Raw genomic sequence first — 26,984 nt, 5'->3', positions numbered from 1 at the left:
CGCCGCTCAGCCCACGAACGGCGGTACGGCGATCTCGCCCCGGGCCACCGGCATCACCTGGCCGGCGACGGTCGCGCCGACCGCCACGCCGTTCGCCGCCGTCACCGTGCAGGCCAGCGCGGAGGGACGCTTCATCTCCACACCCTGGCGCACCGCGTAGTGGGACAGCCCGTCCCCCGGCAGCAGGCCGGTCGCCACCAACCAGACGCCGAGGCCGAGCGCCGCCGAACCGGTCGCCGGGTCCTCCGGGACACCGAGCCCAGGCACGAAAACTCGGGCGTGCGCGGTTTGCGTGGCGGCGTCCCAGGAGAAGACGCTCACGTGATCCACCCCGTACCGCTCCGCAGCCGCCGGGTTCACCCGGGCCCGGGCCACCGCATCTGGAAACACCGGCAGGTACGGGAACTCCAGCCCGCAGCCGGCAACCCGGGGTGCCGGCCCGCTGTGGTCGTGGTCGCCGGCGACCAGACCGGCGATCTCCAACAGCGGCTCCGGCTCCAACTCGGGGCCGAGGGTTGGAGTCCCCCCGGTGAGCGTCGCGCCGGAGGTGGTCACCTCGATCGGCAGCACCCCGGCACCGCACTCCTGGGTGACCTGCCCCACGCCGAACATGCCGCGCCGGCTCGCGGTGACCGCCGCACCGACGCTGGGGTGCCCGGCGAACGGCAACTCCTCGGTCGGGGTGAAGATGCGCGCCCGGTAGGTCGCGCCCACCTGGGTCGGTGGCAGCACGAACACCGTTTCGGAGAGGTTGAACTCCAGCGCGAGCGCCTGCATCTGCTCGGTGGCCAGCGCCTCCGCGCCGAACACCACGGCCAGCGGGTTGCCGGCGAACGGGCGGTCGGTGAAGACGTCCACGATCTCGTAGGCCAAGGTCGACATGTTGCTAAACACTAGGCGCTTAGGCTGGTGCCCGTGAGCACGCCGACCCGGATCTACATCGCCCGCCTCGCCGGAGTCGCCGTTTTCGATCCGAACGGTGACCAGGTGGGCCGGGTCCGTGACGCGGTGGCCCGGCTGCGGTCGACCGCCCGTCCCCCGGAGGTCGTGGGTCTGGTCGCGGAGATGCCGATGCGCCGGCGGATCTTCCTGTCCATCAACCGGATCACCTCGATCGACGCGGACGCGGTGGTGCTCGGCTCCGGCACCCTCAACCTGCGGCGCTTCGAGAAGCGACTGAACGAGCTGCTGGTGCTCCAGGAACTGCTGGACCGGCGGGTACAGCTCGAACCGGGCGGCCAGCCCGGCACGGTGGTGGACGTCGCGATGGAGTGCGCCCGCGGCGGCGAGTGGTCACTCACCCGGGTCGCGGTCCGCGAGCAGACCGGCCGGCTCACCCGCCGTGGCCACCTGCACCAGGTCGAGTGGGACCGGGTGCGCGGGCTCAGCGGCATCGCCGACAACCGGGGTACGGCGAATCTGCTCGCCGTCCTGGAGGACATGCGCCCGGCCGACCTGGCCAACGCCCTGCAGGACCTGCCCGACGCGCGGCGCAACGAGGTCGCGGCAGCGCTGAACGACGAGCGGCTGGCCGACGTACTCAGTGAACTGCCGGAGCACGACCAGGTGGAGATCCTCGCCGCGCTGGACCGGGAGCGGGCCGCGGACGTGCTGGAGGAGATGGACCCCGACGACGCGGCGGACCTGCTCAACGAACTGCCGCCGCCGGAGCAGGACGTGCTTCTGGACCTGATGGAGCCGGACGAGGCCGACCCGGTGCGGCAGTTGCTCAAGTACATGCCGGGTACGGCGGGCAGCGTGATGACCTCCGAGCCGGTCATCCTGCCGCCGGACGCCACCGTCGCCGAGGCTCTGGCCCGGATCCGGGAGCCGCAGCTCTCCCCCGCCGTCGCCGCGCAGGTCTTCGTGACCCGGGCACCGCAGAACACCCCGACCGGCCGCTACCTGGGCATGGTGCACTTCCAGGCGTTGCTGCGCGAACCGCCGGCCGACCTGCTGGGCAAGGTGGTGGTCAACGACATCGACCCGCTGCGCCCGACCACGCCACTACCGGAGATCACCCGCCGGATGGCCACCTACGACCTGGTCGCGATGCCGGTGATCGACCGGAGCAACCGGCTGGTCGGCGCCGTGACCGTCGACGACGTGCTGGACCACTCGCTGCCCCGGGACTGGCGGGACCGGGACGCCCTCGGTGTCCCGGGCGCCACCGATGCGGTGCTGGACGGCACCGATGGCTGACCAGCGGCGGACGGAGCGGCTCGACCAGCCGCGCGAGCCCCGGGCGATCAAGCTGCCCCGGTTCGACGCGGAGGCCTTCGGCCGGTGGTCGGAGGGCATCGCCCGCGGCATGGGCACCGCGAACTTCATCGTCGTCATGACGGTGGTGATCGCCATCTGGTTCGCCTGGAACACCCTCGCCCCGGCCGAAATGCGCTTCGACCCGTACACCTTCACGTTCCTCACGCTGGTGCTGTCGTTGCAGGCCAGCTACGCGGCACCGCTGATCCTGCTGGCGCAGAACCGGCAGGCCGACCGGGACCGGGTGGCGCTGGAGGAGGACCGGCGACGGGCCACCGCACAGAAGGCGGACACCGAGTACCTGGCGCGGGAGATCGCCGCCCTGCGGATCGCGCTCGGCGAGGTGGCGACCCGCGACTTCCTCCGCTCCGAGCTGACCCGGCTGGCCGAGGAGCTGGACGAGGCGGGGCAGCGCCGGCAGCGGCTGGAACGCCGCCAGCAGGAGAAGGACAGCCGGCAGGAGAGGCGCGCCCAGCGGGCGACCGACGGCGCGGGGCTCGACGAGCCGCGCGACGACCTGGACGGCGACCTCCCCCGAGGCGCCCAGTCCGACGGCACCGGCCCGCGTTCCCAGGACGGTTGATCAGCCAGTCGAGGCGGGTCATCGATTGGCTCACACCGTTCCCGGCCAGCGGTCGGAACGGATGCCCCGCGACGTAGCATTGCGGGCATGTCAGCACCCGTCAGCACCGTCGAGGACGCGATCCAGGCCGCCCTGGCCACCGTCAACGACCCGGAGATCCGCCGGCCCATCACCGAGTTGGGCATGGTCCGCTCCGCCACGATCGGCGCCGACGGCGTCGTACGGGTCGAGCTGCTGCTCACCGTCGCCGGCTGCCCGCTCAAGGACAAGCTGCGTACGGACATCACCGCCGCGGTCGCCGCGGTGCCCGGTGTCACCGGCGTGGAAATCGACTTCGGTGTGATGAGCCCCGAGCAGCGGCAGTCGTTGCAGTCGCAGCTGCGCGGCGGCGGTGCAAGCGAAGAGCCGGTCATCCCGTTCGCCCAGCCGGGCTCTCGCACCCGGGTGTACGCGGTGGCCAGCGGCAAGGGTGGCGTCGGCAAGTCCAGCGTGACGGTCAACCTGGCGGCGGCGCTCGCCGCGCGTGGGCTCTCCGTCGGCGTGGTCGACGCCGACATCTACGGCCACTCGGTGCCCCGGATGCTCGGCACGGACGCCCGGCCGACCCGCGTCGAAGACATGATCATGCCGCCGCAGGCGCACGGCGTGAAGGTGATCTCGATCGGCATGTTCACCTCGGGCAACGCGGCCGTGGTGTGGCGTGGCCCGATGCTGCACCGGGCGCTGCAGCAGTTCCTGGCCGACGTCTACTGGGGCGACCTGGACGTGCTCCTGCTCGACCTGCCCCCGGGCACCGGCGACGTGGCCATCTCGCTGGCCCAGTTGCTGCCCAACTCGGAGATCCTGATCGTCACCACCCCGCAGACCGCAGCCGCCGAGGTCGCGGAGCGGGCCGGTGCGATCGCCCTGCAGACCCACCAGCGGGTCGTCGGCGTCATCGAGAACATGTCCTGGCTTGAGCTGCCGGATGGCTCCCGCATGGAGGTCTTCGGTGCCGGCGGCGGCGCGGTCGTCGCCGAGTCGCTGAGCCGGACGATCGGCGCGCAGGTGCCGCTGCTCGGGCAGATCCCGCTGGACACCCGGGTCCGCGAGGGCGGCGACGCCGGCAACCCGATCGTGCTGGCCGAGCCGACGTCCCCGGCCGCGCAGGCGCTCGGCACAATCGCCGACCGGCTCGCGCTGCGCCGTGAGTCGCTGCTCGGCAAGCCGCTCGGCCTCAAGCCCGCCGGCCGCTGAGCCAGCACGACCCGCCGAATTCGGTAGGGGCCTGCCCGGGTTCCGGCACGCTCCGGGGTTCGGGCACGCCCGGGTTCGGGCACGCCCGGGTTCGGGCACGCCCGGGTTCGGGCACGCCCGGGTTCCCACGACCCCGGTCCCGCGCGCATTCCCTACGGCCCCCGTCCCGCATGGCCTGGGCTCCCCGCGGCCCGGATTACCCACGCCCCGGGTTCACCCGGGTCCCGCACGGATCCGATCCCGCCTCCCGCACGGACCGGGTCCCGCACGGACCCGGTCCTGCACGCTCGGGGTCGGGTCCCCCTTGTTGTCGTCCTTTGGAGCTGATGTCGTAAACGGATCGACCCAGGCGGACTCGCTCGGTCGGAGGTGAGGACTCGCGCGGACCGCACCGGCCGTCAGCCGGCCTCGACAGTGACGATGCACACGGAGCGATCAGCGTCGCCCGGCACCGGCACCGACACCGACACCGACACCGACACACGATGACGCAAACGATTCAGCTCCAAAGGACGCGACCTAGGTGGGGCGGGCCGAGGCGCCTTAGCCGGTGAGAGGGGTCAGGCTGCGGCAGCGCATCTGGCCTGAGGCCCGATGGGGTCGGATCAGGCCGCGCCTTCGCAGCTGGGCATAGGGCCAGGGCCGGGGGGCGGTGTCAGGCCGCGCCGCCATAGCTGGCCTGAGCGCCGGCGGGGCCGGATCTTCACAGCTGGGCTGTGGGCGAGGCCGTGGGGCGGGTCAGGCCGTGTCGTCGCAGCCGGCCCGAGGGCCGGTGGGCGGGGTCAGGGTCGCGTCGTCACAGCTGGCCTGAGGGCCGTGGGGCGGGGTCAGGTGGCGTCGTCGTAGCTGACCCGGGGGGCCGGCGCCGACGGGGTGCTGGTGACCGTGCCGGGCCGGGAGCCGTTCGACCGGATGTCCGCGGCCTTGGCCACATCCTTCAAGTCGTTGTGCACGCCGCTGACGTCGGCGCGCAGGTCGTCGTAGACGCCCTGCAACGGCTTGCGGATCGCCGCCTCGTCCTCCTCGCTGAGGAGGTGCTTCCGGATGAAGGCCTTCGGGTGCAGATCCTCGAGCTGGATGTCGGTGCCCAACTCCCGACTGAGGTCACCGGTGGCGTTGCGGGCCATGTTGCGCAGATTACGGACCATCCGCAGGCCATCGCTGATCACAGCGGGCAACCGGTCACCAAAGATCAACAGCGCCAGGAGCAGCAGCGCACCGATCTCCCACCAGTTCAGGTTGTCGAACATTCCGCGGGCCTCCTATCGGCGTCAGCAGCAAGACTACGCACGTGAGCCGACTTTCGGGTAAGGGGTGACCCGCTGTTCACTTGGCATCCGCGGCCAGGGTGACCGAGGTGTTCTGCCGGGCAGTGCCGCGCCGGTACTCGACCGTCACCACCGAGCCGGGAGCGAACTTGCGGACCAGGGCGATCAGGTCCGTCGGCTCGGTCATCGGCCGGCCGTTGAGCTTCATGATCACGTCGCCGACCTTCAACCCGGCGTCGGCCGCCGGCCCGGACGGTTCCACGGCGGCCAGGCGTACGCCGCCACCGGTCCCCGCACCCGGACCACCGACCTGGGCACCGATAACCGTACGCCGGGCCTTGCCGGTGCCGATGATGTCCTGGGTCACCCGCTTGGCCTGGTTGATCGGGATGGCGAAGGCGAGCCCGATGTTGCCGGCCTCCTGCCCCTCGGCCACCAACGACTTGATCGTGGAGTTGACCCCCACCACCCGTCCGGCGCCGTCGACCAGTGGGCCGCCCGAGTTGCCGTGGTTGACCGCGGCGTCGGTCTGGATGGCCGCGTAGTAGCGCACCGGGCCGCCCGGCTCACCGGCCTGCATCGTCCGGTCCAGGGCGCTCACGATGCCAGCGGTGACCGTGTTGGCCAGCGAGAGCGGTGAGCCGATGGCCAGCACCGGGTCGCCGACGGCCAGCGCCTCGGAGTCGCCGAACTCCACCGGACGCAGCCCGGTCCGGTTGACCTTGATCACCGCGACGTCCGACTCCGGGTCCTGACCGACGATGGTCGCCGGCGCGGTGGTGCCGTCGTTGAAGACCACCGAGGCCTTGCCGCTGCCACCGGCCACCACGTGGTCGTTGGTGATCACGTGCCCGTCGGCGCTGGCGATGAAGCCCGAGCCCTCGCTGGTGCCGCCGAGGCTGCTCACCCGCACGGTGACCACGCTGGGCAGGACCCGTGCGGCGACCCCGGCGAGCGACTCCGGCTTGCGCTGGGCCAACGCTGGCGGCTCGGCCGGCTCGGCGCCGAGCACCGTCGGGCCGGCGCCGCCGCGCACCGCGAACGCGTAGCCCAACGCACCGCCCAGCGTGCCGGCCAGCAGCGCGGTGATCAACGGGATGAGCAGCAGGTGGCGCAGCGTCGGTCGGCCCGGAGCGTCCGGGTCGGTGACCGGCTCGGGCTCGGTGCCGGGCGCCACCACCCCGGGCACCACCACCGCGGCCGGTGCCGCCGGGTCGCGCCACGGATCGCCGAGCGCGTCGGACCACCAGGGTGAGGCACCGGCCGCACCGGTTCCGCTCGCGGTCGGTGCCGGCCAGGTCGGCGCCGACCCGGCGTACGGCACACCCGCCCCGGGCGATGACCCGGCTGGCGGTGACCCGGCTGTGGGCACGTTGCCGCTCCCCGGCATGGCCGGCGACCCCGCCGGAGGGGCCCCTGCCCCGGGCGGTCGCGCCGGAGCCGGAGTCTCACCGCCCCGGCGCCAATCCCAGCCGTCGGTCACGTCGGTGCCTCCCAGTCCCGTCCCCGGATCCCGCGCGGCGTCGCCCGGCCACGGTTCGGCGCGGTCGAGGCCCACGGAATACCGCTTCCAGGATTGCACGGATGCGCGCGGTGGAGTCAGCGGTTGCGGCCGGTGATCGCAAGGGACGGAGGCGCGGCTGCGCCTCTCGGCGGTCGCCTCTACGCTCACAGTGCCCACCCGCCCCCGCACCACGCACCGCCCGGAGGTGCCCCATCGCCACGGTCGCCGGTTCCGGCAGTTCGACGACCCAGGCTCAGCAGTTCGCCGAGTCGTACGTGACCGAGGATCTCGTGCTCCGCACCGCCCGCAGCCTGGCCCACGAGGTGGGTCTGGACGCGGTCACCCCCGGCGCAGGCGCGGCGCTGCGGCTGCTCGCCGCCGCCGGCAATGCCCGCGCGGTGGTGGAGATCGGCACCGGCACCGGGGTGAGCGGTGTCTGGCTGCTGCGCGGCATGCGCGCCGACGGCGTGCTCACCACCATCGACCTGGAGGTGGAGCACCAGCGGATCGCCCGTCGGATCTTCACCGAGGCGGGCTTCGCCGCAGGCCGCACCCGGATCATCACCGGTCGCGCGCTGGACGTCCTGCCCCGGCTCGCCGACGGGGCGTACGACCTCGTGTTCGTCGACGCCGAGGCGACCGGGTTCCATGCCTGCGTGGAGGCGGCTCTGCGGCTGCTGCGCCCCGGCGGCGTGCTCGCGCTCAACGGGATGCTGGCCGGCGGCCGGATCGCTGACCCGGCCGCCCGGGATGCGGAGACGGTGACCGTCCGCGAGACGATCAAGGCGGTCCGGGAGTCGGAGCACTGGATCCCCGCGCTGCTCCCGGTCGGGCACGGGGTGCTCGCCGCCGTGAAGTGCTGACTGCTGACCCTGCGGTCAGTCGATGCTGGCCAGCCAGCGCAGCAGCGAACGTACGCCCCAGCCGGTCGCCCCTCGGGTGAGCTCGGCGTGATCGCCGTCCGCCCAGGATGGGGCCGACATGTCCAGGTGTAGCCAGCGGTCCCGCAGCTCACCGGTGAACTCGCGCAGGTAGAGCGCGGCGAGCACCGATCCGGCGCCCTGGGTGGGCGCGCTGTAGAGGTCGGCGATCTCGCTGCCCAGATACTCGACGTAGTCAGTGTGCAGGGGCATCCGCCAGGCCGCCTCGCCGGCCGCGTCGATCGCGGCCAGCACGTCGACGGCCAGTTCGTCGTTCTCGCTGTACAGGGCGGCGGTGCGCTTGCCCAACGCGACGGCGTTGGCTCCGGTGAGGGTGGCCAGGTCGATCAGCAGGTCGGGTTTGAGCTGCTGCACCGCGTACGTCAGCGCGTCGGCGAGGACCAGGCGGCCCTCGGCGTCGGAGTTGGTCGTCTCGCTGGTCATGCCGCCGTAATGCCGGATGACGTCACCCGGGCGGAACGCCGAGCCGCTGACCATGTTCTCGGCGAGCGGGGTCAGGGTGGTGACCCGGACCGGCAGGCGCAGCGCAGCGGCGCCGAGGGTGGCAGCGATGACCGCGGCCGCACCTGCCATGTCCTTGCGCATGAGCTTCATCGCCGGCACCGGCTTGATCGAGATGCCGCCGGTGTCGAAGGTGATGCCCTTGCCGATCAGCACCACGTGGGTACGCGCGTCCGCCGGGTGCCAGTCCAGCTCGACCAGGCGCGGGCCGCTGGCGGAGCCGCCGCCCACCGCGAGGATCCCGCCGAAGCCCTCGGCAGCGAGTTCGGCCGGGCCACGAACGCGTAGGCGCAGGTCGGGCAGATCGGCTGTGGCGGAGATCACCTGATCGACGAACCACTGCGGGTTCTTCTGCGACGAGGGGGCGTTGGTGAGGTCGCGGGCGAGGCAGGTCATCGCGGCGGTGGTCCGGGCCGTGGCCACGGTGCTGTCGTGCGCGGCCGGGTCGGCGAGCAGCAGGTCGACGCCGCTCAGCGCGGGTGGGTCGCCGGCGTCGGTCAGCCGGAAGCGGTACGAGGCGAGCAGCAGCCCCTCGGTCAACCCGCGAATCACGTCGGCCGTCACGTCGGCCGGCAGCGCGATAGTGATGTGCGTCTCATCTGCCGCAGAGCGGGCCAGGGCCGCGCCGGCGGACCGCCACGCCGACTCGCTGCCGTCACCGATGCCGAGCAGGAGCAGCCGGCCAGGGCTGCGACCGGGGCGCAGTTGCGTACGGATCTCGCCGGCCCGGCCACTCAGCCGGGCGACCGGCACCAGCGCGGCGGCCTCCTCGGCGGTGCCGTCCGGTGGCGACACGGCGGTGGGCACCGGCACTGCGGAGGCATCGCCCTCCGGCGCCGCATCGGAGGGGCGGACGGGCAAAACGAGGACGTCGAGCCCGTCGGGCTCGGCGATCGGACGGATGACGAGCACGCGGAACCGTACCTCCAGGGAGTGTCGCGGAGCGGGAGCCGGACCCGCCTGTCCGCACGGATGAAGACCCTGAGCCACCGGCGGTGCCGGTGGCTCAGGGTCAGGGAGCGTTCCGGGCGGCATACGCCGCCCGGGGCGCTCCTCACTCAGCCGGCGGCTGCCTTCAACGCGTCACCGAGCGCATTGGCCTCGTCGGGAGTCATCTCGACGACGAGCCGGCCACCGCCCTCCAGCGGGACTCGCATGACGATGCCCCGGCCCTCCTTGGTGACTTCCAGCGGACCGTCGCCCGTCCGCGGCTTCATCGCCGCCATGTTGTCTCCCCTCAGACCTACACCAGGGTCGGTGGGTTGCCCCACAGCCACTTCGTCACGCCACCCGCAAAGGTCGCGGGGGTGTCGACCAACGATTTTCCCTGATGAACACCGCCGGACCCAAACCGGAGCAGTATTGATGTAACAGCATCTAGCTTATCTTGAGAAGGCCTGTCACAATGTGCGGTCATGCAGGCACGGTCGGCACTCTTCGACCTGTACGGCGACCATCTCCGACCGAGAGGTGGCCGCGCACCGGTCGCCGCCCTGGTCAAGCTACTGGCACCGTTGGGAATCGCGCCGCCCGCCGTTCGCACCGCCGTGTCCCGGATGGTGCGTCAAGGCTGGCTCGACCCGCTCCGACTGGCCTCCGGACCGGGATATTCGATCACACCAAAAGCCGCCCGGCGACTCGACGAGGCGGCGGCCCGGATCTACCGGACGGGCCGGGTCACCTGGGACGGCCGGTTCGATCTGCTCGTCCTGGAGGCGCCGGGCTCCCGCCGGGACCGACAGCGCCTCGCGGCGAACCTCAGCTTCCTCGGCTACGGCACCCTCGACGAACAGACCTGGGTGGCCACCCGGCCCGCCGAGGACGTCGACCTGCTGCTCGCCGAGGCCGGCATCCGGTTCGAACGGTTCACCGCCGCGCACTTCTCCGGCACCCCGGGCGCGATGGGTGTGGTCCGCCGCGCCTGGAACCTGACCGAGATCGGCCACGCCTACGAACGGTTCGTCGCCGACCAGCGCCCCCTGCTCGCCACGGTCACCGTGCGCAGCAGCGACGAGGAGGCGTACGCGGCCCGGTTCCGGCTCGTGCACGCGTGGCGTACCTTCCTGTTCCGGGACCCGCAGCTGCCCCCGGCGCTGCTCCCCGAGCGCTGGCCCGGCACCGCCGCGGCCAGCTTCTTCGACCGGCACGCGGCCCGCCTGCGTCCGGCCGCCGACCGGTACGTCGAGCAGTGCCTCGACGCCGGCAGCCGCATCGTTCGACAGAAGGGTCGTTAGACAGTGACCGAACCGTTGCTCGTCGACCGGACCGACGCCGTCGTCACCCTCACGCTGAACCGGCCGCACGCCATGAACGCGCTCGACCTGGCGCTCAAGGAGGCGCTGCGGGACACGCTGGCCGAGCTGGAGACCGACCGCTCCTGCCGGGCGGTCGTGCTGGCCGGGGCGGGTGGGGCGTTCAGCGCCGGCCAGGACCTGCGCGAGCACGTGTCGACCCTGGAGAAGTCCGCCGGCCCGCCGCTGGACACCGTACGGATGCACTACAACCCGATCGCCGCCCGGTTGGCCAATCTGCCCAAGCCGGTGGTGGCCGCGGTCCGGGGGATGGCCGCCGGGGCGGGCGCGTCGCTGGCCTTCCTCGCCGACATCAGGATCGGCGGCCCGAGCACCAGCTTCCTGATGGCCTTCGCCAAGGTCGGCCTCGCCGCCGACACCGGCGCATCCTGGACGCTGCCCCGGCTGGTCGGCCACGCGAAGGCGGTGGAGCTGCTGATGCTGGCCGAGCCGGTCCGCGCCGAGGAGGCCTGCCGGCTGGGGCTGATCACGCGCCTCACGGACGACGACGAGCAGGTGCTGCCGACCGCGCAGGAGCTGGCCGCCCGCCTCGCCGCCGGCCCCACCGTCGCGTACGGGGCCATCAAGCGGCAGCTTTCCATCGCCGACGCCGGCACCCTCGACGACGCCCTGGCGGCGGAGGCGCAGGCGCAGGCGATCTGCGGTGCCACGGCGGACCACCGGGCGGCGACCCTGGCGTTCGTGGCCAAGCAGAAGCCGGTCTTCGAGGGACGCTGAACCCGCCGGTCAGTCGTCCTCCTCCGGGTCCTGGTTGGCCTCCGCGCCCAGCACGAACGCCTGCATGGCCAACTCGTCGCCGGACGGTGACACGAACGCGGGCAGCTCACGCGGCCCCAGGTCCTGCACGTAGGACCAGAACAGCCGGACCGCCTCGGCTGGCGTGCCGGCCTCGATCGGCAGGTCGAGGCTGACCAGCCAGGTGCGCCGCGCCGGGGGCGGGCCCAGCTGGTCGGCCAGCGCCCGGAAGGCCGCCGGGGCCAGTGCGGTGAGTGGCCCGTCGAACGCCAGCAGGTCGGCCGGCACCGGCTCGTCGAAAGATCGCCGGGTGTACGCCACGACGAGCGTCCCGGGCTCGACCGGGGACTGCGGGTCGTCCGGGTCCTCCCGGTGCCGCTGGGCGGGCGCGGTGACCCGGCCGAGGGCCACCAGTCGGGGCGGCTCGTCGGCCAGCACCGCCACCTGGTCACCCGGGCGCGGCCGGCCCACGTCGGTCAGCCCGGTCAGCTCCAGCGTGTCGTGGTGCACGAGTCGCTCGGCCTCGTAACGCTCGGCGGGCAGGAGCACGGCCCAGGTGCCAGCCCCGTCAGCGTGGCCCGTCCCGCCGGCCCGGTGCGCGGTCTCGGTCGTCATGCCTGCCATCCCATCACGCCGCCGTTGCGAGCGGGACGTGACAGCCGACGATGTGATCGTCGACCATTCCGGTGGCCTGCATGAGCGCGTACGCGGTGGTCGGGCCGACGAACCGGAAGCCGCGCTTCTTGAGCGCCTTGGCCATCGCCGTCGACTCGGGGGTGATCGCCGCGACCTCGGCGAACGAGGCGGGGCGGGTCGACCGGGGTGCCGGGGCGAACGACCAGAGCAGCGCGGACAGCCCGTCGGGCAGCTCCAGCGCGGCGCGGGCGTTGGCGATCGCCGCCTCGATCTTGGCCCGGTTGCGGACGATGCCCGCGTCGGCGAGCAGCCGGGCCACGTCGCCGTCGTCGTAGCTGGCGACGGTCGGAATCCGGAACTCGTCGAAGGCCAGCCGGAACGCCGGGCGCTTGCGCAGGATGGTCAGCCAGGACAGGCCGGACTGGAACGCCTCCAGCGTCATCCGCTCGTAGAGCGCGTCGTCACCGCGCACCGGCCGACCCCACTCGGTGTCGTGGTAGATGGCGTAGTCGGGGGTGCTCGACCCCCAGGCGCAGCGAACCAGCCCGTCGGCACCGATCACCAGGTCAGTCACCTCGTACACGCTAGGGCATCACACCGACAGCCCCTTGCCACCGGCCCGGGGCCCCCGCGCCGGGTGTGGTCAGGGCAGCCGGCCCTGCTCGACCAGACGGGCGAACCTCTTCAGCGCCTGGGTGAGGCTGAACTTGGAACCGGGCCAGAGCACCGGCCAGGCCAGCCGACCGGCCCGGCCGCCGGGCAGGTGGAACCACTCGTGCCAGACGACCTGGGTACGGGACCGGTCGAGCTGGGTGCAGCGCAGCACGCCCGGGCCGCGCAGCAGTTGGCCGCAGTGCACCACGCCGATCTCGTAGGGCTCGTCGACCCGGACGACCCGCATCTCGTCGCGCAGCACGGCCGGGCCGAGCGCGGTCACCGCCTCGATCCGGCTGCCCTCCCGCCCGTCGCCCTCGATCACCCGCACCCGGGTGAACGGGATCCAGTCGGACTGCCGTTCCCAGGCGAGCAACGCGGTGAAGACCCGGGCCGCCGGGGCGTCGACGATCACCGTGGCCGTGACCTCACCGGCACCGGGCTGGGCCACCTCACCAAGATCGCCAGCGCCCCGCGGGTCGGTCACGCCGACTCCGACCGGACCACCGCGCCGCGCTGCTCGGTGCCGTCGGCCGGCACGCCGTCGGCCGGCACGCCGTCGGCCGGGGTCCCGTCGCCGGCCGGGGCCACGCCGTCGGCATCCGCCATCGAGGATGTGGCGGCGGGCGGCTGGCCCGCCTCGGTCGAGCCGGCCGGGGCCACGCCGTCGGCCTCCGCCGTGGACGAGGTGGCGGCGGGCGGCGCGCCCGCCACGGTCGAGCTGGCCAACGGCGCGTCGTCGACCGGGGTCAGGTCAGCGCTCGCCTCGGCCGTGCCCGGCACCGCCGCGGCGGATTGCTCCCGGGCCTGGCGCAGCACGTCCGCGTCGTCGGTGCGCCCCTCACGCAACGCGGCGACCTCCGACTCCAACACGCCGATCAGCTCGGACTTGTAGCCGATGTCGTAGGCGGCACGGTGCAGCACCTGATCGACCTGGGCCATCCGGTACCCGCGCAGCGCGGTGTCGAAGCGGACCGCGCCCACATCGGATTCGCGCAGCGGCCGGGTGCCTGGCAGCGGCATGGCCTGCGAATCCGGCTCGGCGGGCACCAGGCCGGGATCGCGGCCGCTGACCAGCACCGTCACGCCGAACACCACCGCCGCGACGGTCAACGCGACAACCAGGTAGAGCAGAAGCTGACCCATGCACTGATCGTGGCACGACCGCCGGCCCGGAGCGACCCCACACCCCGATCACAATCGACGCCCACGCCCGCCCCGCGTACCGGTCGATCGACCGGCTAGCGTCGGGATCGGCCGGCGCGGCGGCGCTGGTGCGGAATCTCAGGAGGCGGCATGGCCGGGGCACTTCGGCTGGGTGGGCGGACGTTCGCCCCCGGTGAGCTGGTCGTGATGGCCATCGTCAACCGCACGCCGGACTCGTTCTACGACCGTGGCGCCACCTTCGCCCTCGACAGCGCGCTGCGCGCGGTCGAGCGGGCGGTGGACGAGGGCGCGGAGATCATCGACATCGGCGGGGTGAAGGCCGGCCCCGGCGCCGAGGTGGACGTCGCCGAGGAGATCCGACGCACGGTGGACACCATCGCCGCCGTACGAGCCGCGTTCCCGGAGGTGGTGATCTCCATCGACACCTGGCGGGCCGAGGTGGCGACGGAGGCGGTGGCGGCCGGCGCGGACCTGCTCAACGACACCTGGTCGGGCGCCGACCCGGCGCTGGCCCGGGTGGCGGCGAGCACCGGCGCCGGGCTGGTCTGCTCACACGCCGGAGGGCTGGTCCCGCGGACCCGGCCACACCGGGCCGCCTTCGACGACGTGGTCGACGACGTGGTCGCGACGGTGACCGGGCTCGCCGAGCGTGCGGTGGCGGCAGGGGTACGCCCGGACGGCATCCTCATCGACCCGGCCCACGACTTCGGCAAGAACACCCGGCACTCCCTGGAGATCACCCGTCGGCTGGACGAGTTGACCGGGACCGGTTGGCCGGTGCTGGTGGCGCTCTCCAACAAGGACTTCATCGGCGAGACGTTGGACCAGCCGGTGGCCGAGCGGTTGGAGGGCACGCTCGCCGCGACGGCGGTCTCCGCCTGGCTGGGCGCCCGGGTGTTCCGGGCGCACCAGGTCGGGCCCACCCGCCGGGTGCTGGACATGGTCGCGTCGATTCGCGGTGACCGGCCACCCACGGCGACCCGCCGGGGCCTGGCCTGACCGGTCGTCGGGGCGACCGACCATGAACGGCCGGCGGACCGGCACGATCGCCGGAGGTCGGGGCGGTCAGGTCCAGCGCAGGATGTTCCTACGCCAGGCATAGAGGATGCCGAGCGCGAGCACCGCCACGAACACCGCCATCTCCACCACCGTCACCAGGCCGAAGCCCGGTCGGTCGAAGACCACCGCCCACGGGAAGAGGAACACGGCCTCGACCGCGAACAGCACGTACAGGTAGGCATAGACGTAGTAGCGGATCTGCATCTGCGCCCAGTCCGCGCCGACCGGGTCGAGCCCACACTCGTAGCTGGTCCGCTTGCCGACCGGGTCGGCGGGACGGGCCGGACGCAACACGCGGTTGGCCCCGAACGCCGCAACGAAGAACAGGACGCTGACGAGCAGCAAGAGACCGAGCGTCGCGTACGAGCCCAGGTAACCGGTCACGCCGGGAGCCTACCGCCCGGGCTGGAAGGCCCGTACCAAACACGTTACGGATTTGTTTCCGGTTGAGACTAGTGCACATGGGCAACTGTTACCGAATATTGGACTTCCATCCATGGCACCGGAGGTCAGATGGCCCGCGTGAACGTTTCGCCCCGGCACCGGGCGACGGGGCTGCGTCCCACGCGCCTGCTGGCGACCTCCCTCGCGGTCGGCCTGCTCGCGGCGCTCGCCGTGGCGCCGGCCTGGGCCAGCGCGGCGGCACCGGCCGGCGAGCCACTTTCGGCCGTGACCGACCCGTCGGCCGAGCCCGGGGCCGACCCGGAGACCACCGCACCCTCGCAGGAACCCACCCTGACCCAGGAGCCGAGTGACGGCCCCACGCCGACCATCCCCGCCCCGGAGACCACGGCGCCGCCGCCGGTGACGACGCCACCGGCGCCGCAGACCACCGCACCGGACGTACCGCCGCCCACCACCGCCCCCGCGCCGGGCGGCACCACGCGGTCGCCGACGCTCGGCCCACCGGCGCCCCCGGTCCTGCCGATGCCACCGGGCGGTACGCAGGTGCCACCGAGCCCGCTCGGCGTGCAGGTCACCACCGAGGACATCACCCTGCCCGGGGCGTACTGGAACGCGGCCAGCACGGCCACCACGCTGCGGGTGACGGTGGCCAACACCGGCACCACCGCACAACAGATCCGGCTCTCGTACACGCTGCCGGCCGGGCTGACCGACGCCGGGACGAAGGGGTGCGTCGCCGCAGGCGGTGGCGCGTACCGCTGTGGAGCCTGGACGGTCGGGGCGGGCACCCGGTTCAGCAGCCTGATCCGGTTGCGGGTCGCCGGCACCGCCTGGGAGCAGATGCCGCTCAGCGGCTCCGTCCAGGTCATCGCGGACGCGCCCGGCGTGCCTGGCCAGGCGACCGACGACCATGGGTTCGCGGTGCTGTTTCCGCCCGGCCCGCCAGCACCCGGCATCTCGCTTGCGGCCGACGAGGTGGCGTTCGACATCAGCGGCGCGGCGAGCAGCCTCGCGGTCCGGCTGGTCAACACCGGAACGGTGGACGCCGCCGGCCTGATCGAGGTGGTCCTGCCGGTCGGGGTGAGCGTGCCGACCCCACCGGCCGGCTGCGTGGCGGTCGACCCGACGCGGACCCGGTGTGACGCGGGTCTGTTGCCGGCGGGTCAGACCGGTGAGCTGCGGCTGCCGGTGGAGGCAAGTCCGCACGCCCAGAGAAACGCGCCGCTGTCCGGTGCGGTGATCGGTCAACTCGACCCGCGCAGCGGCCCGACCCGTCGGGTGCAGATGAGTTTCCGCATCACCGCGGCGGCCGCGCTGGCCACCCCGGTGGTGTCGCCGCCCGCGCCGACCGGCTCCCAGGGCGTACTCCCCGCGGGTGCCACCCGCGACGACCAGGCGATGACCTCGGTGCAGCGCACCGCGATCATCCTGGTCACGGTCTCCGCGCTACTGGTGGTGCTGGCCCTCGCGCTGGCCACCACCGCCCTGCGTCGCCGGCTCAGCGGGCCCTCGACCGGACCCACCCCCGAGCCCACTGACTGATCGATCACCCGCGACCCCGAACCGACGCCCGGCCAGAGTCACCGGGCGGCCTTAGCTGGTGATCTGAATTACGGCGCGCGGTGCGAAAGCCCGTAATTCAGGGCATTTCTCACCCCGATCCGGTCCCAGTTGGCCTACCTACAGGAAGGCTCAGGGGTCCGTTGGACGTAGGCTCTCGGTGAGGAACAACAGCGGACCGAGCCAGCCTGGGCGGTGCGGTCCAGCGTTGCGTCAAGGAGGTCCCGTGACCGGGCAAGGCGAGGTCACCATCATGCTCAGCCGCCCGCGCGACCACGCGCAACGAGGTGCAGGCGTGAGCGCGAGGATTGAGCCGGTTTTGCGAGCCCCGCAGCCGCGAACGAAGGTGGCACAGTGACCAAGCAGATCCGTCAACTCGACCGGGTGGTCATCCGGTTCGCCGGTGACTCCGGCGACGGCATGCAACTGACCGGCGACCGGTTCACCTCCGAAACGGCGCAGTTGGGCAACGACATCTCCACGCTGCCCAACTTCCCCGCCGAGATCCGGGCACCCGCCGGCACCCTGCCCGGCGTGTCGAGCTTCCAGGTGCACTTCGCCGACTACGACATCCTCACCCCGGGCGACGCGCCCAACGTGCTGGTGGCGATGAACCCGGCGGCGCTCAAGGCCAACCTGGCCGACCTGCCGCGCGGCGCGGACATCATCGTCAACACCGACGAGTTCACCAAGCGCAACCTGGCCAAGGTCGGCTACCAGGCGAGCCCGCTCGACGACGACTCGCTGGCCGGCTACGTCGTGCATCCGGTGGCGCTGACCTCGATGACGGTCGGCGCGCTCGCCTCCTTCGAGGTGTCCAAGAAGGACGCCGAGCGGTCGAAGAACATGTTCGCCCTCGGCCTGCTCTCGTGGATGTACTCCCGGCCGTACGAGTCGACGCTGCGCTTCCTGGAGCGCAAGTTCGCGGCCCGCCCCGAGCTGGTCGCCGCGAACGTGGCCGCGTTCCGGGCCGGCTGGAACTTCGGCGAGACCACGGAGGACTTCGCGGTCCGCTATGAGGTCAAGCCGGCGAAGATGCAGCCCGGCACCTACCGCAACATCACCGGCAACGCCGCGCTCTCGCTGGGTCTGGTCGCCGCCGGGGTCCGCTCCGGGCTGCCCGTCTTCCTCGGCGCGTACCCGATCACGCCGGCGTCGGACATCCTGCACGAGCTGAGCAAGCACAAGCGCTTCGGCGTGCTCACCATGCAGGCCGAGGACGAGATCGCCGCGGTCGGCGCCGCGCTGGGCGCGTCGTACGGCGGGTCGCTCGGCGTGACGACCACCAGCGGTCCGGGTGTGGCGCTCAAGAGCGAGACGATCTCCCTGGCGGTGGCGCTGGAGCTGCCGCTGGTGATCGTGGACGTGCAGCGCGCCGGCCCGTCGACCGGCATGCCGACCAAGACCGAGCAGGCCGACCTCAACATGGCCCTGTACGGCCGGCACGGCGAGGCGCCGGTCGCGGTGATCGCACCACGGTCACCGTCGGACTGTTTCTTCGCCGCGCTGGAGGCGGCCCGGATCGCGCTGACCTACCGCACCCCGGTGATCCTGCTGTCCGACAACTACGTCGCCAACGGCTCGGAGCCGTGGCTGCTGCCCGACGTGGAGTCGCTGCCCGACCTGCGGGTCGATTTCGCCACCGAGCCCAACGGCGAGGACGGCACCACCTTCCTGCCCTACCTGCGCGACCCGGAGACGCTGGCCCGGCCGTGGGCGATCCCGGGCACGGCTGGGCTGGAGCACCGGATCGGCGGCCTGGAGAAGGCCGACAAGACCGGCGACATCTCGTACGACCCGGCTAACCACGACTTCATGGTGCGTACCCGAGCGGCCCGCATCGAGACGATCCCGGTGCCGGACATCGAGGTGGAGGACCCGGACGGCGACGCCCGGGTGCTGGTCCTCGGCTGGGGCTCCACGTACGGGCCGATCGGCGCGGCGTGCCGCGGGGTCCGCCAGCGCGGCCTTTCCATCGCCCAGGCGCACCTGCGGCACCTGGCCCCGATGCCGGCCAACCTCGGTGAGGTGCTGCGCTCCTACGACCGGGTGGTCATCCCGGAGATGAACCTGGGCCAACTCGCCCACGTCATCCGGGCCCGCTACCTGGTCGACGCCATCAGCTACAACCAGGTCCGCGGCCTGCCGTTCACGTCCGCCGAGCTGGAGACGACGCTGGAAGAGGTCCTGAAGAATGTCTGAGCCCGTCGCCCTCAAGCTCACCGCCAAGGACTTCAAGTCCGACCAGGAGGTGCGCTGGTGCCCCGGCTGCGGTGACTACGCGATCCTGGCGGCCATCCAGCAGTTCATGCCGGAGCTGAACATCCCCCGCGAGCGGACCGTCTTCGTCTCCGGGATCGGCTGCTCGTCCCGCTTCCCGTACTACATGAACACGTACGGGATGCACTCGATTCACGGCCGCGCCCCGGCGATCGCGACCGGCCTGTCGGTGTCCCGGCCGGACCTGTCGGTCTGGGTGGTCACTGGCGACGGTGACGCGCTCTCCATCGGCGGCAACCACCTGATCCACGCGCTGCGGCGCAACGTCAACCTCAAGATCCTGCTGTTCAACAACCGGATCTACGGTCTGACCAAGGGTCAGTACTCGCCCACCTCCGAGGTCGGCAAGATCACCAAGTCGACGCCGGCCGGCTCGGCGGACGCCCCGTTCAACCCGCTCTCCCTCGCCCTCGGCGCGGAGGCCAGCTTCGTCGGACGGACCATCGACTCCGACCGCAAGCACCTGCAGTCGGTGCTGCGGGCCGCCGCCGAGCACGAGGGCTCGGCCTTCGTGGAGATCTACCAGAACTGCAACATCTTCAACGATGGTGCGTTTGACCAGCTCAAGGACCCGTCCACCCGGGACGACTACCTGATCCGCCTGGAGCACGGGCAGCCGATCACGTTCGGCGCCGACGGGCGGTTCTGCGTGGTGCACCCGCCGGGCGGTTTCGGCCTGGAGGTTCGGGAGACCAGCTCGGTCCGCCCGGAGGAGATCGTCGTGCACGACGCGACGGTCGCCGACCCGGCGTACGCCTTCGCGCTGTCCCGGCTGCCCGGCCTGGACCTGCGCAACACTCCGATCGGTGTGTTCCGCTCGGTGGACCGGCCGTCCTACGACAGCGTCGTGCAGAGCCAGTTGGCCGCCGCCAAGGCGACGGTCACCGAGACCCCCGAGCAGCAGCTCGCCGGTCTGCTGGGCAGCGGCGACACCTGGACGATCCTCTGACGCGTACGGCATGACGTAACGGCCGTCCCCGGAAGCGGGGGCGGCCGTTTCGTCATGCCGGGTGCTGTTCAGCGCTGGGCGGAGGCGAGCACCCAGAGGTTGTCGATCTCCTTCTCGGCCGCCGCGAGGCTCGCCTCGTGCAGCGGGATCAGCTCGGCCATCGCCGGGACCACGGGGGCCAGGGTCAGCTCGGCGGTGATGAAGCGCGGCTGCAGACCGGTCAGGGACAGGCCGTGCGGGAGCCAGGGCTCGGCGTGGTCCCAACCGTTGCGCGGGGTGCCCTCGCCGTAGCCACCGCCCCGGCTGGCCAGCACGATGAAGTTGCAGTTGCTGAGGTGACCTTCCTGGGTCGTCGGGTCGTACGACAGACCGGCCATGATCAGGTGGTCGACCCAGGCCTTGACGCTGCTGGGTGCGCCGTAGTTGTAGAGCGGCAGGCCGAGCAGCACCGTGTCGGCCTGCTTCACCTCGTCGATCAGCCGCTCGCTGAGCTGCCAGACCTCGCGCTGCGCCGGAGTGTGCTGGTCTGGCGGCGTCACCCGGGCCTGGGCGGCAATCGGGTCCAGGTGCGGCAGCGGTTCGGCCCCGAGGTCGCGGTAGGTCACCGTTCCGTCCGGGTGAGCCGCACGCCAGACGGCGGCGGCGCGGGCGGTGAGCCGCCGACTCACCGACAGCTCACCCTGGATGCTCGAATCGATATGCAGCAGGTGCATGGCTTCTCCCTCAAGGATCGTCTGCGCTGGGTCAACTATTTATAGCAGGCCGATGTTCCCTGGTGTCGGTAGACTGGCTCACATGTCCGCCCCACCCCTTGATCCCGCAGAGCACCGCTCAGGTGCCCTGCTGGACCATCTGGCCCGGCGGATGCGGCTGCGGTCGGAGTCGGTGCTGGCACCGTTGGGCCTGCGCCCCCGGCACCTCGTCGCGCTCACCGTGTTGCGCGACGGCGGCGGCACCAGCCAACAGTCGCTGGCCACCGTCCTGGAGATGGACAGCACGAACATCGTCGGGCTGCTCAACGACCTCGAAGCCGAGCATCTGGTCGAGCGACGCCGCTCACCCGAGGACCGTCGGCGACACGTCGTCGACCTCACCGCCGAAGGGGTCAAACGGCTCAGCGCGGCGGAATGTGCCCTCGCGGGTGCCGAGGACGAGGTCCTGGGCGCACTGGATCCCGCCGAGCGGGAGACGCTCTACGAGCTGCTCCGGCGGGCCGCCAACACGTCGCCGGCCATCTGCACCGACGCGCTCCGGAGGGACGTCGACGCCTGCTGACGGCGGCGGGGGTCAGGCCGTGGTGCTGGACTCCGGGCGGTCGTCGCGGACGTGCACCAGCATGTCGCCGGTCTCGATCACCGCACCGGCCCGGTCGGCCAGGGTGACCACCTTGCCCCGCCGCACCAGGGCGATCACCAACGATTCCAGCTCACGCGGCGAGCGACCCACCTCGTCCCGCTCCGCCGAACGCATCGCCAACGCCATGCCCTGACCCGGCGTGAGCAGGTCCTCCACCACGTCGATCAGCGGCGGTGCCGAGGTGGACAGGCCGAGCAGACGACCGGCGGTCGCCGAGGAGACGATCACGTGGTGGGCGCCGCTCTGCTTGAGCAGCGGGGCGTTCTCCGCCTCCCGGGCCGCCGCGATGATCCGAACCTGCCCGGCGGTGAGCTGCCGTACGGTCAGCGCCACCAGCACCGACGCGTCGTCACTGTCGGTCGCGATGATCACGGCCTTCGCGTTGCGGACATGCGCCTCGTTGAGGACCGACGACCGGGTGGCCGACCCTTCGATGGCCACCAGCCCGGCCGACGTGGCCTGCCGCAGGGCGGCACCGTTGCGCTCCACCACCACGATCCTCGACCGGTCCAGCCCGTTCTCCATCAGGGCGTTGACCGCGCTGCGGCCCTTGGTGCCGTAGCCGCAGATGATGACGTGGTCCTTCACGCTTCTCCTCCACCGCGACAGGCGACGGCCGGTCCGGTACTGCTCGGTCAGGACTTCCAGTGTGGTGCCGACCAGGATGATCAGGAAGAGCACCCGGGCCGGGGTGATGAAGAGGACGTTGACCAGTCGGGCCGACGGTGAGGCCGGCGTGATGTCGCCGTAGCCGGTGGTGGAGAGCGACACGACCGCGTAGTAGAAGGAGTCGAGCAGGGTGAGCCCGTCCTCGTTGACGTCGCGGTAACCGTCCCGGTCCAGGTAGACCGCAGCGACCACGGCGAAGACCAGACCCAGGGCGGCAGCGAGCCGTAGGCTCAGCGCGCTCAGCGGACCCCGCCGCTGAGCTGGGAAATGGATCACCGTCGAACCTGCTCCGCCACCGTCGCCTGCACGCCCACAACATAGCGGGTACGCCGCACACCGCACGCCCGGGCTGCGCAGCGGGCAACCGAGCCGGCCCCGCGTGGCGAGCGGCAGCGCGGGTCCGCAGGGGCAGCCGGTCGGCCCGGCAACGGGCATGATGGGGATGTCCCCGACGACGATCGCGAGAGTGAGGCCCGCATGTCGTTGCTGCGACGAGTGATCGGCGGGGTGCTGCGGCGCCACCGCCAGCGTCAGGGCCGCACGCTGCGCGAGGTGGCCGAGTCGGCCGACGTCTCGGTGCCTTACCTGTCGGAGGTCGAGCGGGGCCGAAAGGAGGCCTCCTCGGAGGTGCTCGCGGCGATCTGTCGAGCGCTCGGCATCAGCCTCGCCGACCTGCTCGGGGAAGCCCGCGACGACATGCGCCGGGTCGAGCCCCGCCTCCCGGCCGCGCCGCGCGCCGCGCTGACCCATCTGGAACGGGTCGACGCGGCCCGACGCGAGATCGGCAACGCCACCTTGCTGGCGGGTCCACGCATCAGCGGGTTCGCCCTGTGTCACGGGCCGGGGGCGGACGAGCCGGCCCTCAGCGTCGGCGCGTCGGCCTCCGCTGGTGGCTTGCGCACCGTTCCGCGTACCTCCGTTCGGGCTGGCGACGCCGCGGCCCAGACTGGCGCGCGGCGGCTGACCGCCGCGTAGGCCGCGCGGTTCTGCCGTCGGCGGATCTGCCGGCGGCAGAATCCCTGGGCCACGACCGCAGGCCGCCGCACGCTGGAAGGGCCGGTCCACCGGGCGGTCCCGCCGCCCGCCGGCACGGCGGAAGGCGGCAGCGAATGATCGGGTACGGCGTGCGAATGCTGGATGGTGGGCAGCCATCCTTCGGTGACCACGTGTTCGAGCGGCTGCTGCGGGAGCGGATCATCTTCCTCGGCAACGAGGTGACCGAGGAGTCGGCCAACCAGATCTGCGCGCAGATCCTGCTGCTCGCCGCCGAGGACGCGGACCGGGACATCTTCCTCTACATCAACTCGCCGGGCGGGTCGGTGAGCGCGGGGATGGCGGTCTACGACACGATGCGCTACGTCCGCAACGACGTGGCCACGCTGGCGCTCGGGTTCGCCGGCTCGATGGGGCAGTTCCTGCTCTGCGCGGGCGCGGCCGGCAAGCGGTACGCGCTGCCGCATTCGCGGATCATGATGCACCAGCCGTCCGGCGGGATGGGCGGCACCGCCTCGGACATCACCATCCAGGCGGAGAACATGCTGCACGTGAAGCGGACCATGCAGGAGTTGATCGCCCAGCACAGTGGACGAGATCTGGACGAGATCCAGCGCGACTGGGACCGGGACCGCTGGTTCACGGCCGTTCAGGCCCGCGAGTACGGCCTCATCGACCAGGTGCTCACCCGAGCCGATCAGCTGACGGCGCTCTGACCCGCGGTGGCGGCCGGCGTTGGTCCCGCCGGCCGCCACCGCGACCCGCAAATCCGCGCAGGTAACCCGCGCCGGTGCCGGACGCGGCCCCCTCGATCCGCGCCCAACAGATACAGACGACCCTATTCCCACGGGTGGGAATAGGGTCGTCATCGAACCGCAGCGCGTTTCTGCACAATCTCGTTACACGGACAGGCACGAATGCGAAAGACGCGGTCTGTCCGGCTGCCCTCCCCCGGATCACGACGCCGCAAGCTCCACACCCGGGAAAATCGGCTGGCACCGGCCCGTTAGGGTCACGTCTATGCGTCGACTGATCCCAGCCTTTTCGATTGCCCTCACCGCCGTCCTCGTGGCCGGCTGCGGCACGACCTCCAGCGACACCGGAGGTTCCGCGCCCTCCGCCGCGCCCGAGACGACCAAGGTCGAGCCCGTCGCCGCCATCCGACAGGCCATGGACCGCAGCCTCACCGGCACAGTCACCATGGACGCCTCCGTCAAGGCCGGCCCTCAGGCGATCACCCTCAGCGGAAAGATGGACCCCGTCGCCAAGGCGATCCAGGTCACCGGAAACGCCCCGGATCCGATCGAGGCCCGCCTGATCGGCGACATCGCCTACATCAAGTCGGATTCGCTCGACGGCGACAAGCCGTGGATGAAGATCGACCTCAACAAGCTCAAGCCGACCAGCTCGATGCGCCAGTCGTTCGACCTCAAGGCGCAGACCGGCATCATCGGCGGCGTCGTGACCGCCCAGGAGGTGAGCCCCGGCCGTTACACCGGCGTCGCCGACCTGGGCAAGGCGGCGGAAGCCGCCGGCGCCGACGGCGGAATGCGCGAGGGCCTCGAGTCAACCGCCAAGCTGGCGAAGGACCCGGCGGCGATCCCGTTCGAGGCGACCATCGACGCCGACGGCCGACTCACCGCGCTGTCGTACACCATCGCCACGAAGAGCGTCGGTGACCTCGTCACCGAGATGAAGATGAGCGGCTTCGGCGAGCCGGTCTCGGTGAAGGCCCCGCCCGCCGGCGACACCGAGGCGGCCTCCGAGGAGATGTACAAGTTCCTCTGACCAACCGGGACGACGGTGCCCTCCGGAGGAATCCGGAGGGCACCGTCGCGTCGCTGGGCCAGGCGTCTCCCGCGCCGACGATCACGCGCTCCGTTGCCCTGGTTTCGGCGCGAGCCGGCTGTTGGGCATGTGCACGACCCGGAGGAACGCGGGCAGCCGCCACGGCCTCGGCCCGCCGATGACGACGTCGCGGCGCAGCACCGCGTGCGCGATGCTGATCCGGCCGAACATCATCAGGTTGAACCGGGCGGGACGGAACGTCACGCGCGCGTCGATCGGGCCGTCGGGCGGCGCGATCCACACCCTGCGATCACCCAGGGTCAGCGTCGTGGTCGCCGTGTAAGGCGATCGGAACTGCACCGACACGGGCTGGCGGGGCATCGGCAGCTCGGTGTTGAGCAGCACCCCGTACGTGTCGCGCAGCATGTCGAACATGAACAGGTCCCAGTAGAGCGCGGCGTGGTCGTCCGGCATCGGCCACGGCCGGCGCAGCGCCCGTGCGATGTCCCAACCGTGCACGAGCAGCTCGTTGGTCAGATGGGCGAACAGACCGCCGACCGTCACCCGCGCGTTGCCCAGCCAGCTCACCGTCGATCGTTGATCCGCCGTTGTGGCCAGCAGGCTGTCGACAGCGGTGTTCAGCTGCGACAGCAGGACCCCCAGGTCGCGCTCGGTGAAGTGTGCGAGCACATGGGTGTTGACGTCGGCCACCGTGTCGACGTTCGTGACGGCCAGCATGTCCTCCAGGCCCGGCACGGGAATGGCGACCTCGGTGCCCTCCAGCCTCGACACGTACAGCATCGCGATCGACACCACGTGCGCGACGGTGTCGGCCACAGTCCAGTCGGCGGTCACCATGACCCGGGGCGACCGCGCGGCGGCCACCAGATCGGTGAACCGATCGGCAGCCGCCCGCAGTGCCGTGTTGGCCAAGCTCCAACGATCTGGATCCGCCACGTCAGTCACATCGAACAGCATCGAGCATCTGCCCCGCCGCGACTTCTTCGCACGTGCACTCTTTCGCGCGGATGTCAGTTGTAGAACATGGTCGGGAACCAGCCGAAGCCGAAGATGGCGGGCACCCGGACATCCCAGTACACGACGGTGAACACGCCCAGTGCGATGAGCAGCGCGCCGCTGAGCACCATGCTGCGCCGCACGTCGGCGGTGAGCCAGCCGATGAAACGGCCCCGGGTGAGCACGATCAGCAGCGCGAACAGCGCGGTGACCACGACGATGTTGCCGAGGGACTGCAGCACGAACGCGGCCGAACCGTACAGCGGGTTGCCGCTGTCGACCGCCCAGTGGAAGAGCTTGTTGAACAACGGATAGGGCCGACCGATGAGGAACCCGCCGATGAGCGCGCCGAGGGTCACCACCCGTGCGACAGGTCGGTCAGCGAACACGTCCGGCACCGCCCGGATCGCGGCCAGCCCCAGATAGATGAGGGCCAGCCCGATGAGGCCGAACACCACCGACGACTGGATGATGCGTACCGGCACCCCACCGGCGGTCTCGGTCGACAACTGCGGCAGCCGGTCACCCAGCAGAACCCCGACGAACCCGTACACCGCCGCGACGACGACCATTCCCAGGGTGAGGTAGCCGACCGGCCGCAGCAGCAACCGGAGCCGGTCACCGCTGCCGCTGCCGGCCGCGCCGAGCGGCCCGATGGACGCGAGCATCGCGATGTTGCACGCGGTGAACGTGCCGGCGAGGCCCGACACGAACGCGAACACCAGGCCCGCGGCGGTACCGGAGATCGCCGTCGCCTTCGCGTCGTGACCCAGGAGCCCGCTGGCGACACTGTCACCGATGACCGAGTCGACGAACTCGTACGACCACAGCACCGCCAGCAGAACCCCGGCCGCCGCGCTGGCCGCGATGATGACACCGTTGCGCTGTGGTGGTGGCCCTTCGGTGGGAACGCTCACGAGGTTTCGGGTGGCTGTGGTTGGCGTATCCGTCATCAATCTCTCCCCAGACCGATTGGCGTCCGATGACTGTGCGCGGCGAGGATGTCACTCAGAGCACCAGGGGTGCATCTCCGAACGTGCGCAATCGGTGGCAGGGAGTCACGGCTTCGGTCTCATGTGGTCTGGGGCAACCTCGCTCGACTTGTCCAC

Annotated in this window: 28 protein-coding genes; 14 read left to right on the top strand and 14 right to left on the bottom strand. The window is 71.7% G+C overall.

Annotation, left to right across the window (positions count from 1 at the left end):
* Positions 1-6: 6 nt before the first annotated feature.
* Positions 7-882 carry a PhzF family phenazine biosynthesis protein gene (locus ABZ780_RS07550; protein ID WP_357485043.1) on the bottom strand — a complete coding sequence of 292 codons (876 nt, stop codon included), beginning with the start codon at positions 880-882 and terminating at the stop codon, positions 7-9.
* 33 nt (positions 883-915) lie between these two features.
* Between ABZ780_RS07550 and ABZ780_RS07545 the strand changes: the two genes are divergently transcribed.
* From ABZ780_RS07545 to ABZ780_RS07535, 3 genes are all read left to right on the top strand, one after another.
* Positions 916-2,202, top strand: a complete 1,287-nt coding sequence (locus ABZ780_RS07545) for a CBS domain-containing protein (protein ID WP_357009467.1) — start codon at positions 916-918, stop codon at positions 2,200-2,202.
* Positions 2,195-2,845 (top strand): DUF1003 domain-containing protein, encoded by a 651-nt coding sequence (locus ABZ780_RS07540; protein ID WP_357009470.1) that lies wholly within the window; start codon positions 2,195-2,197, stop codon positions 2,843-2,845. Before ABZ780_RS07545 ends, ABZ780_RS07540 begins: the two co-directional genes overlap by 8 nt.
* An 87-nt stretch (positions 2,846-2,932) precedes the next feature.
* A complete protein-coding gene (locus tag ABZ780_RS07535) occupies positions 2,933-4,081 on the top strand; it encodes an Mrp/NBP35 family ATP-binding protein (protein WP_357009473.1) in 1,149 nt (382 codons plus the stop codon).
* Positions 4,082-4,908: 827 nt separating this feature from the next.
* Here ABZ780_RS07535 and ABZ780_RS07530 read toward each other — a convergent pair.
* The gene (locus tag ABZ780_RS07530; protein ID WP_357009476.1) at positions 4,909-5,331 is read right to left on the bottom strand and encodes a preprotein translocase subunit TatB; all 423 of its coding nucleotides are present in this window, start codon (positions 5,329-5,331) and stop codon (positions 4,909-4,911) included.
* 76 nt (positions 5,332-5,407) lie between these two features.
* Positions 5,408-6,832: a trypsin-like peptidase domain-containing protein gene (locus tag ABZ780_RS07525; RefSeq protein ID WP_357009479.1), complete on the bottom strand. Its 1,425-nt coding sequence runs from the start codon at positions 6,830-6,832 to the stop codon at positions 5,408-5,410.
* 296 nt (positions 6,833-7,128) lie between these two features.
* Here ABZ780_RS07525 and ABZ780_RS07520 point away from each other — a divergent pair, with 296 nt between their 5' ends.
* The gene (locus ABZ780_RS07520) at positions 7,129-7,716 is read left to right on the top strand and encodes an O-methyltransferase (RefSeq protein ID WP_357009481.1); all 588 of its coding nucleotides are present in this window, start codon (positions 7,129-7,131) and stop codon (positions 7,714-7,716) included.
* A 15-nt stretch (positions 7,717-7,731) separates the two neighbouring features.
* Here the strand turns inward: ABZ780_RS07520 and ABZ780_RS07515 are convergent, their stop codons facing one another.
* Together ABZ780_RS07515 and ABZ780_RS07510 are read right to left on the bottom strand one after the other, a co-directional pair.
* Positions 7,732-9,207, bottom strand: a complete 1,476-nt coding sequence (locus ABZ780_RS07515) for a leucyl aminopeptidase family protein (protein ID WP_357009484.1) — start codon at positions 9,205-9,207, stop codon at positions 7,732-7,734.
* Between the two features lie 146 nt (positions 9,208-9,353).
* Positions 9,354-9,521, bottom strand: a complete 168-nt coding sequence (locus tag ABZ780_RS07510; RefSeq protein WP_007455245.1) for a DUF3117 domain-containing protein — start codon at positions 9,519-9,521, stop codon at positions 9,354-9,356.
* 189 nt (positions 9,522-9,710) lie between these two features.
* Here ABZ780_RS07510 and ABZ780_RS07505 point away from each other — a divergent pair, with 189 nt between their 5' ends.
* Together ABZ780_RS07505 and ABZ780_RS07500 are read left to right on the top strand one after the other, a co-directional pair.
* Positions 9,711-10,529, top strand: a complete 819-nt coding sequence (locus ABZ780_RS07505; RefSeq protein ID WP_357009486.1) for a PaaX family transcriptional regulator C-terminal domain-containing protein — start codon at positions 9,711-9,713, stop codon at positions 10,527-10,529.
* A 3-nt stretch (positions 10,530-10,532) separates the two neighbouring features.
* Positions 10,533-11,324, top strand: coding sequence for an enoyl-CoA hydratase-related protein (locus ABZ780_RS07500; RefSeq protein ID WP_357485041.1), 792 nt, complete (start codon positions 10,533-10,535; stop codon positions 11,322-11,324).
* Positions 11,325-11,333: 9 nt separating this feature from the next.
* Here the strand turns inward: ABZ780_RS07500 and ABZ780_RS07495 are convergent, their stop codons facing one another.
* The 4 genes from ABZ780_RS07495 to ABZ780_RS07480 form a co-directional block, all read right to left on the bottom strand.
* Positions 11,334-11,957 (bottom strand): hypothetical protein, encoded by a 624-nt coding sequence (locus ABZ780_RS07495; RefSeq protein WP_357485039.1) that lies wholly within the window; start codon positions 11,955-11,957, stop codon positions 11,334-11,336.
* A gap of 13 nt (positions 11,958-11,970) precedes the next feature.
* On the bottom strand, positions 11,971-12,552 hold the full coding sequence (locus tag ABZ780_RS07490; RefSeq protein ID WP_357485036.1) for a DNA-3-methyladenine glycosylase I: 582 nt from the start codon (positions 12,550-12,552) through the stop codon (positions 11,971-11,973).
* 69 nt (positions 12,553-12,621) lie between these two features.
* The gene (locus tag ABZ780_RS07485; protein ID WP_357485033.1) at positions 12,622-13,119 is read right to left on the bottom strand and encodes an SRPBCC family protein; all 498 of its coding nucleotides are present in this window, start codon (positions 13,117-13,119) and stop codon (positions 12,622-12,624) included.
* The gene (locus tag ABZ780_RS07480; RefSeq protein ID WP_357485031.1) at positions 13,116-13,778 is read right to left on the bottom strand and encodes a DivIVA domain-containing protein; all 663 of its coding nucleotides are present in this window, start codon (positions 13,776-13,778) and stop codon (positions 13,116-13,118) included. Before ABZ780_RS07480 ends, ABZ780_RS07485 begins: the two co-directional genes overlap by 4 nt.
* 150 nt (positions 13,779-13,928) lie before the next feature.
* Here ABZ780_RS07480 and folP point away from each other — a divergent pair, with 150 nt between their 5' ends.
* Complete coding sequence (gene folP / locus ABZ780_RS07475) at positions 13,929-14,798, top strand: dihydropteroate synthase (protein ID WP_357485028.1); 870 nt, start codon at positions 13,929-13,931, stop codon at positions 14,796-14,798.
* 66 nt (positions 14,799-14,864) lie between these two features.
* Here the strand turns inward: folP and ndhC are convergent, their stop codons facing one another.
* Positions 14,865-15,242 carry an NADH-quinone oxidoreductase subunit A gene (gene ndhC, locus ABZ780_RS07470; protein ID WP_357009504.1) on the bottom strand — a complete coding sequence of 126 codons (378 nt, stop codon included), beginning with the start codon at positions 15,240-15,242 and terminating at the stop codon, positions 14,865-14,867.
* A 129-nt stretch (positions 15,243-15,371) separates the two neighbouring features.
* Here ndhC and ABZ780_RS07465 point away from each other — a divergent pair, with 129 nt between their 5' ends.
* The 3 genes from ABZ780_RS07465 (at position 15,372) to ABZ780_RS07455 (ending at position 20,052) form a co-directional block, all read left to right on the top strand.
* Positions 15,372-16,805, top strand: coding sequence for a hypothetical protein (locus ABZ780_RS07465; RefSeq protein WP_357009506.1), 1,434 nt, complete (start codon positions 15,372-15,374; stop codon positions 16,803-16,805).
* 372 nt (positions 16,806-17,177) lie between these two features.
* A complete protein-coding gene (locus tag ABZ780_RS07460; protein ID WP_357009508.1) occupies positions 17,178-19,025 on the top strand; it encodes a 2-oxoacid:acceptor oxidoreductase subunit alpha in 1,848 nt (615 codons plus the stop codon).
* A complete protein-coding gene (locus ABZ780_RS07455; RefSeq protein WP_357009511.1) occupies positions 19,018-20,052 on the top strand; it encodes a 2-oxoacid:ferredoxin oxidoreductase subunit beta in 1,035 nt (344 codons plus the stop codon). The genes ABZ780_RS07460 and ABZ780_RS07455 overlap by 8 nt, the downstream gene beginning before the upstream one ends.
* Positions 20,053-20,120: 68 nt before the next feature.
* On the opposite strand, the gene ABZ780_RS07450 is transcribed toward ABZ780_RS07455, so the two are convergent.
* Positions 20,121-20,765, bottom strand: coding sequence for an NAD(P)H-dependent oxidoreductase (locus tag ABZ780_RS07450; RefSeq protein ID WP_357485025.1), 645 nt, complete (start codon positions 20,763-20,765; stop codon positions 20,121-20,123).
* Between the two features lie 82 nt (positions 20,766-20,847).
* Here ABZ780_RS07450 and ABZ780_RS07445 point away from each other — a divergent pair, with 82 nt between their 5' ends.
* Positions 20,848-21,327: a MarR family winged helix-turn-helix transcriptional regulator gene (locus tag ABZ780_RS07445; protein WP_357009516.1), complete on the top strand. Its 480-nt coding sequence runs from the start codon at positions 20,848-20,850 to the stop codon at positions 21,325-21,327.
* Between the two features lie 12 nt (positions 21,328-21,339).
* Here ABZ780_RS07445 and ABZ780_RS07440 read toward each other — a convergent pair whose 3' ends face one another.
* Complete coding sequence (locus ABZ780_RS07440) at positions 21,340-22,353, bottom strand: potassium channel family protein (RefSeq protein WP_357485022.1); 1,014 nt, start codon at positions 22,351-22,353, stop codon at positions 21,340-21,342.
* 201 nt (positions 22,354-22,554) lie between these two features.
* Here ABZ780_RS07440 and ABZ780_RS07435 point away from each other — a divergent pair, with 201 nt between their 5' ends.
* The 3 genes from ABZ780_RS07435 (at position 22,555) to ABZ780_RS07425 (ending at position 24,858) form a co-directional block, all read left to right on the top strand.
* The gene (locus ABZ780_RS07435; RefSeq protein ID WP_357009522.1) at positions 22,555-23,052 is read left to right on the top strand and encodes a helix-turn-helix transcriptional regulator; all 498 of its coding nucleotides are present in this window, start codon (positions 22,555-22,557) and stop codon (positions 23,050-23,052) included.
* Between the two features lie 134 nt (positions 23,053-23,186).
* Positions 23,187-23,786: an ATP-dependent Clp protease proteolytic subunit gene (locus ABZ780_RS07430; protein WP_357485020.1), complete on the top strand. Its 600-nt coding sequence runs from the start codon at positions 23,187-23,189 to the stop codon at positions 23,784-23,786.
* A gap of 304 nt (positions 23,787-24,090) precedes the next feature.
* Complete coding sequence (locus ABZ780_RS07425) at positions 24,091-24,858, top strand: hypothetical protein (protein ID WP_357485017.1); 768 nt, start codon at positions 24,091-24,093, stop codon at positions 24,856-24,858.
* An 81-nt stretch (positions 24,859-24,939) separates the two neighbouring features.
* Here the strand turns inward: ABZ780_RS07425 and ABZ780_RS07420 are convergent, their stop codons facing one another.
* Together ABZ780_RS07420 and ABZ780_RS07415 are read right to left on the bottom strand one after the other, a co-directional pair.
* Positions 24,940-25,791, bottom strand: coding sequence for a maleylpyruvate isomerase N-terminal domain-containing protein (locus tag ABZ780_RS07420; protein ID WP_357485014.1), 852 nt, complete (start codon positions 25,789-25,791; stop codon positions 24,940-24,942).
* 98 nt (positions 25,792-25,889) lie between these two features.
* Positions 25,890-26,792, bottom strand: a complete 903-nt coding sequence (locus tag ABZ780_RS07415; protein WP_357485012.1) for a hypothetical protein — start codon at positions 26,790-26,792, stop codon at positions 25,890-25,892.
* Between the last annotated feature and the right edge of the window lie 192 nt (positions 26,793-26,984).

It is taken from the genome of Micromonospora sp. NPDC047467, from assembly GCF_040643095.1.
In the GTDB taxonomy this organism is placed as follows: domain Bacteria; phylum Actinomycetota; class Actinomycetes; order Mycobacteriales; family Micromonosporaceae; genus Micromonospora.
Note: the sequence above shows the minus strand (reverse complement) of the source record. Positions and strands in the feature narration are given on the sequence as shown.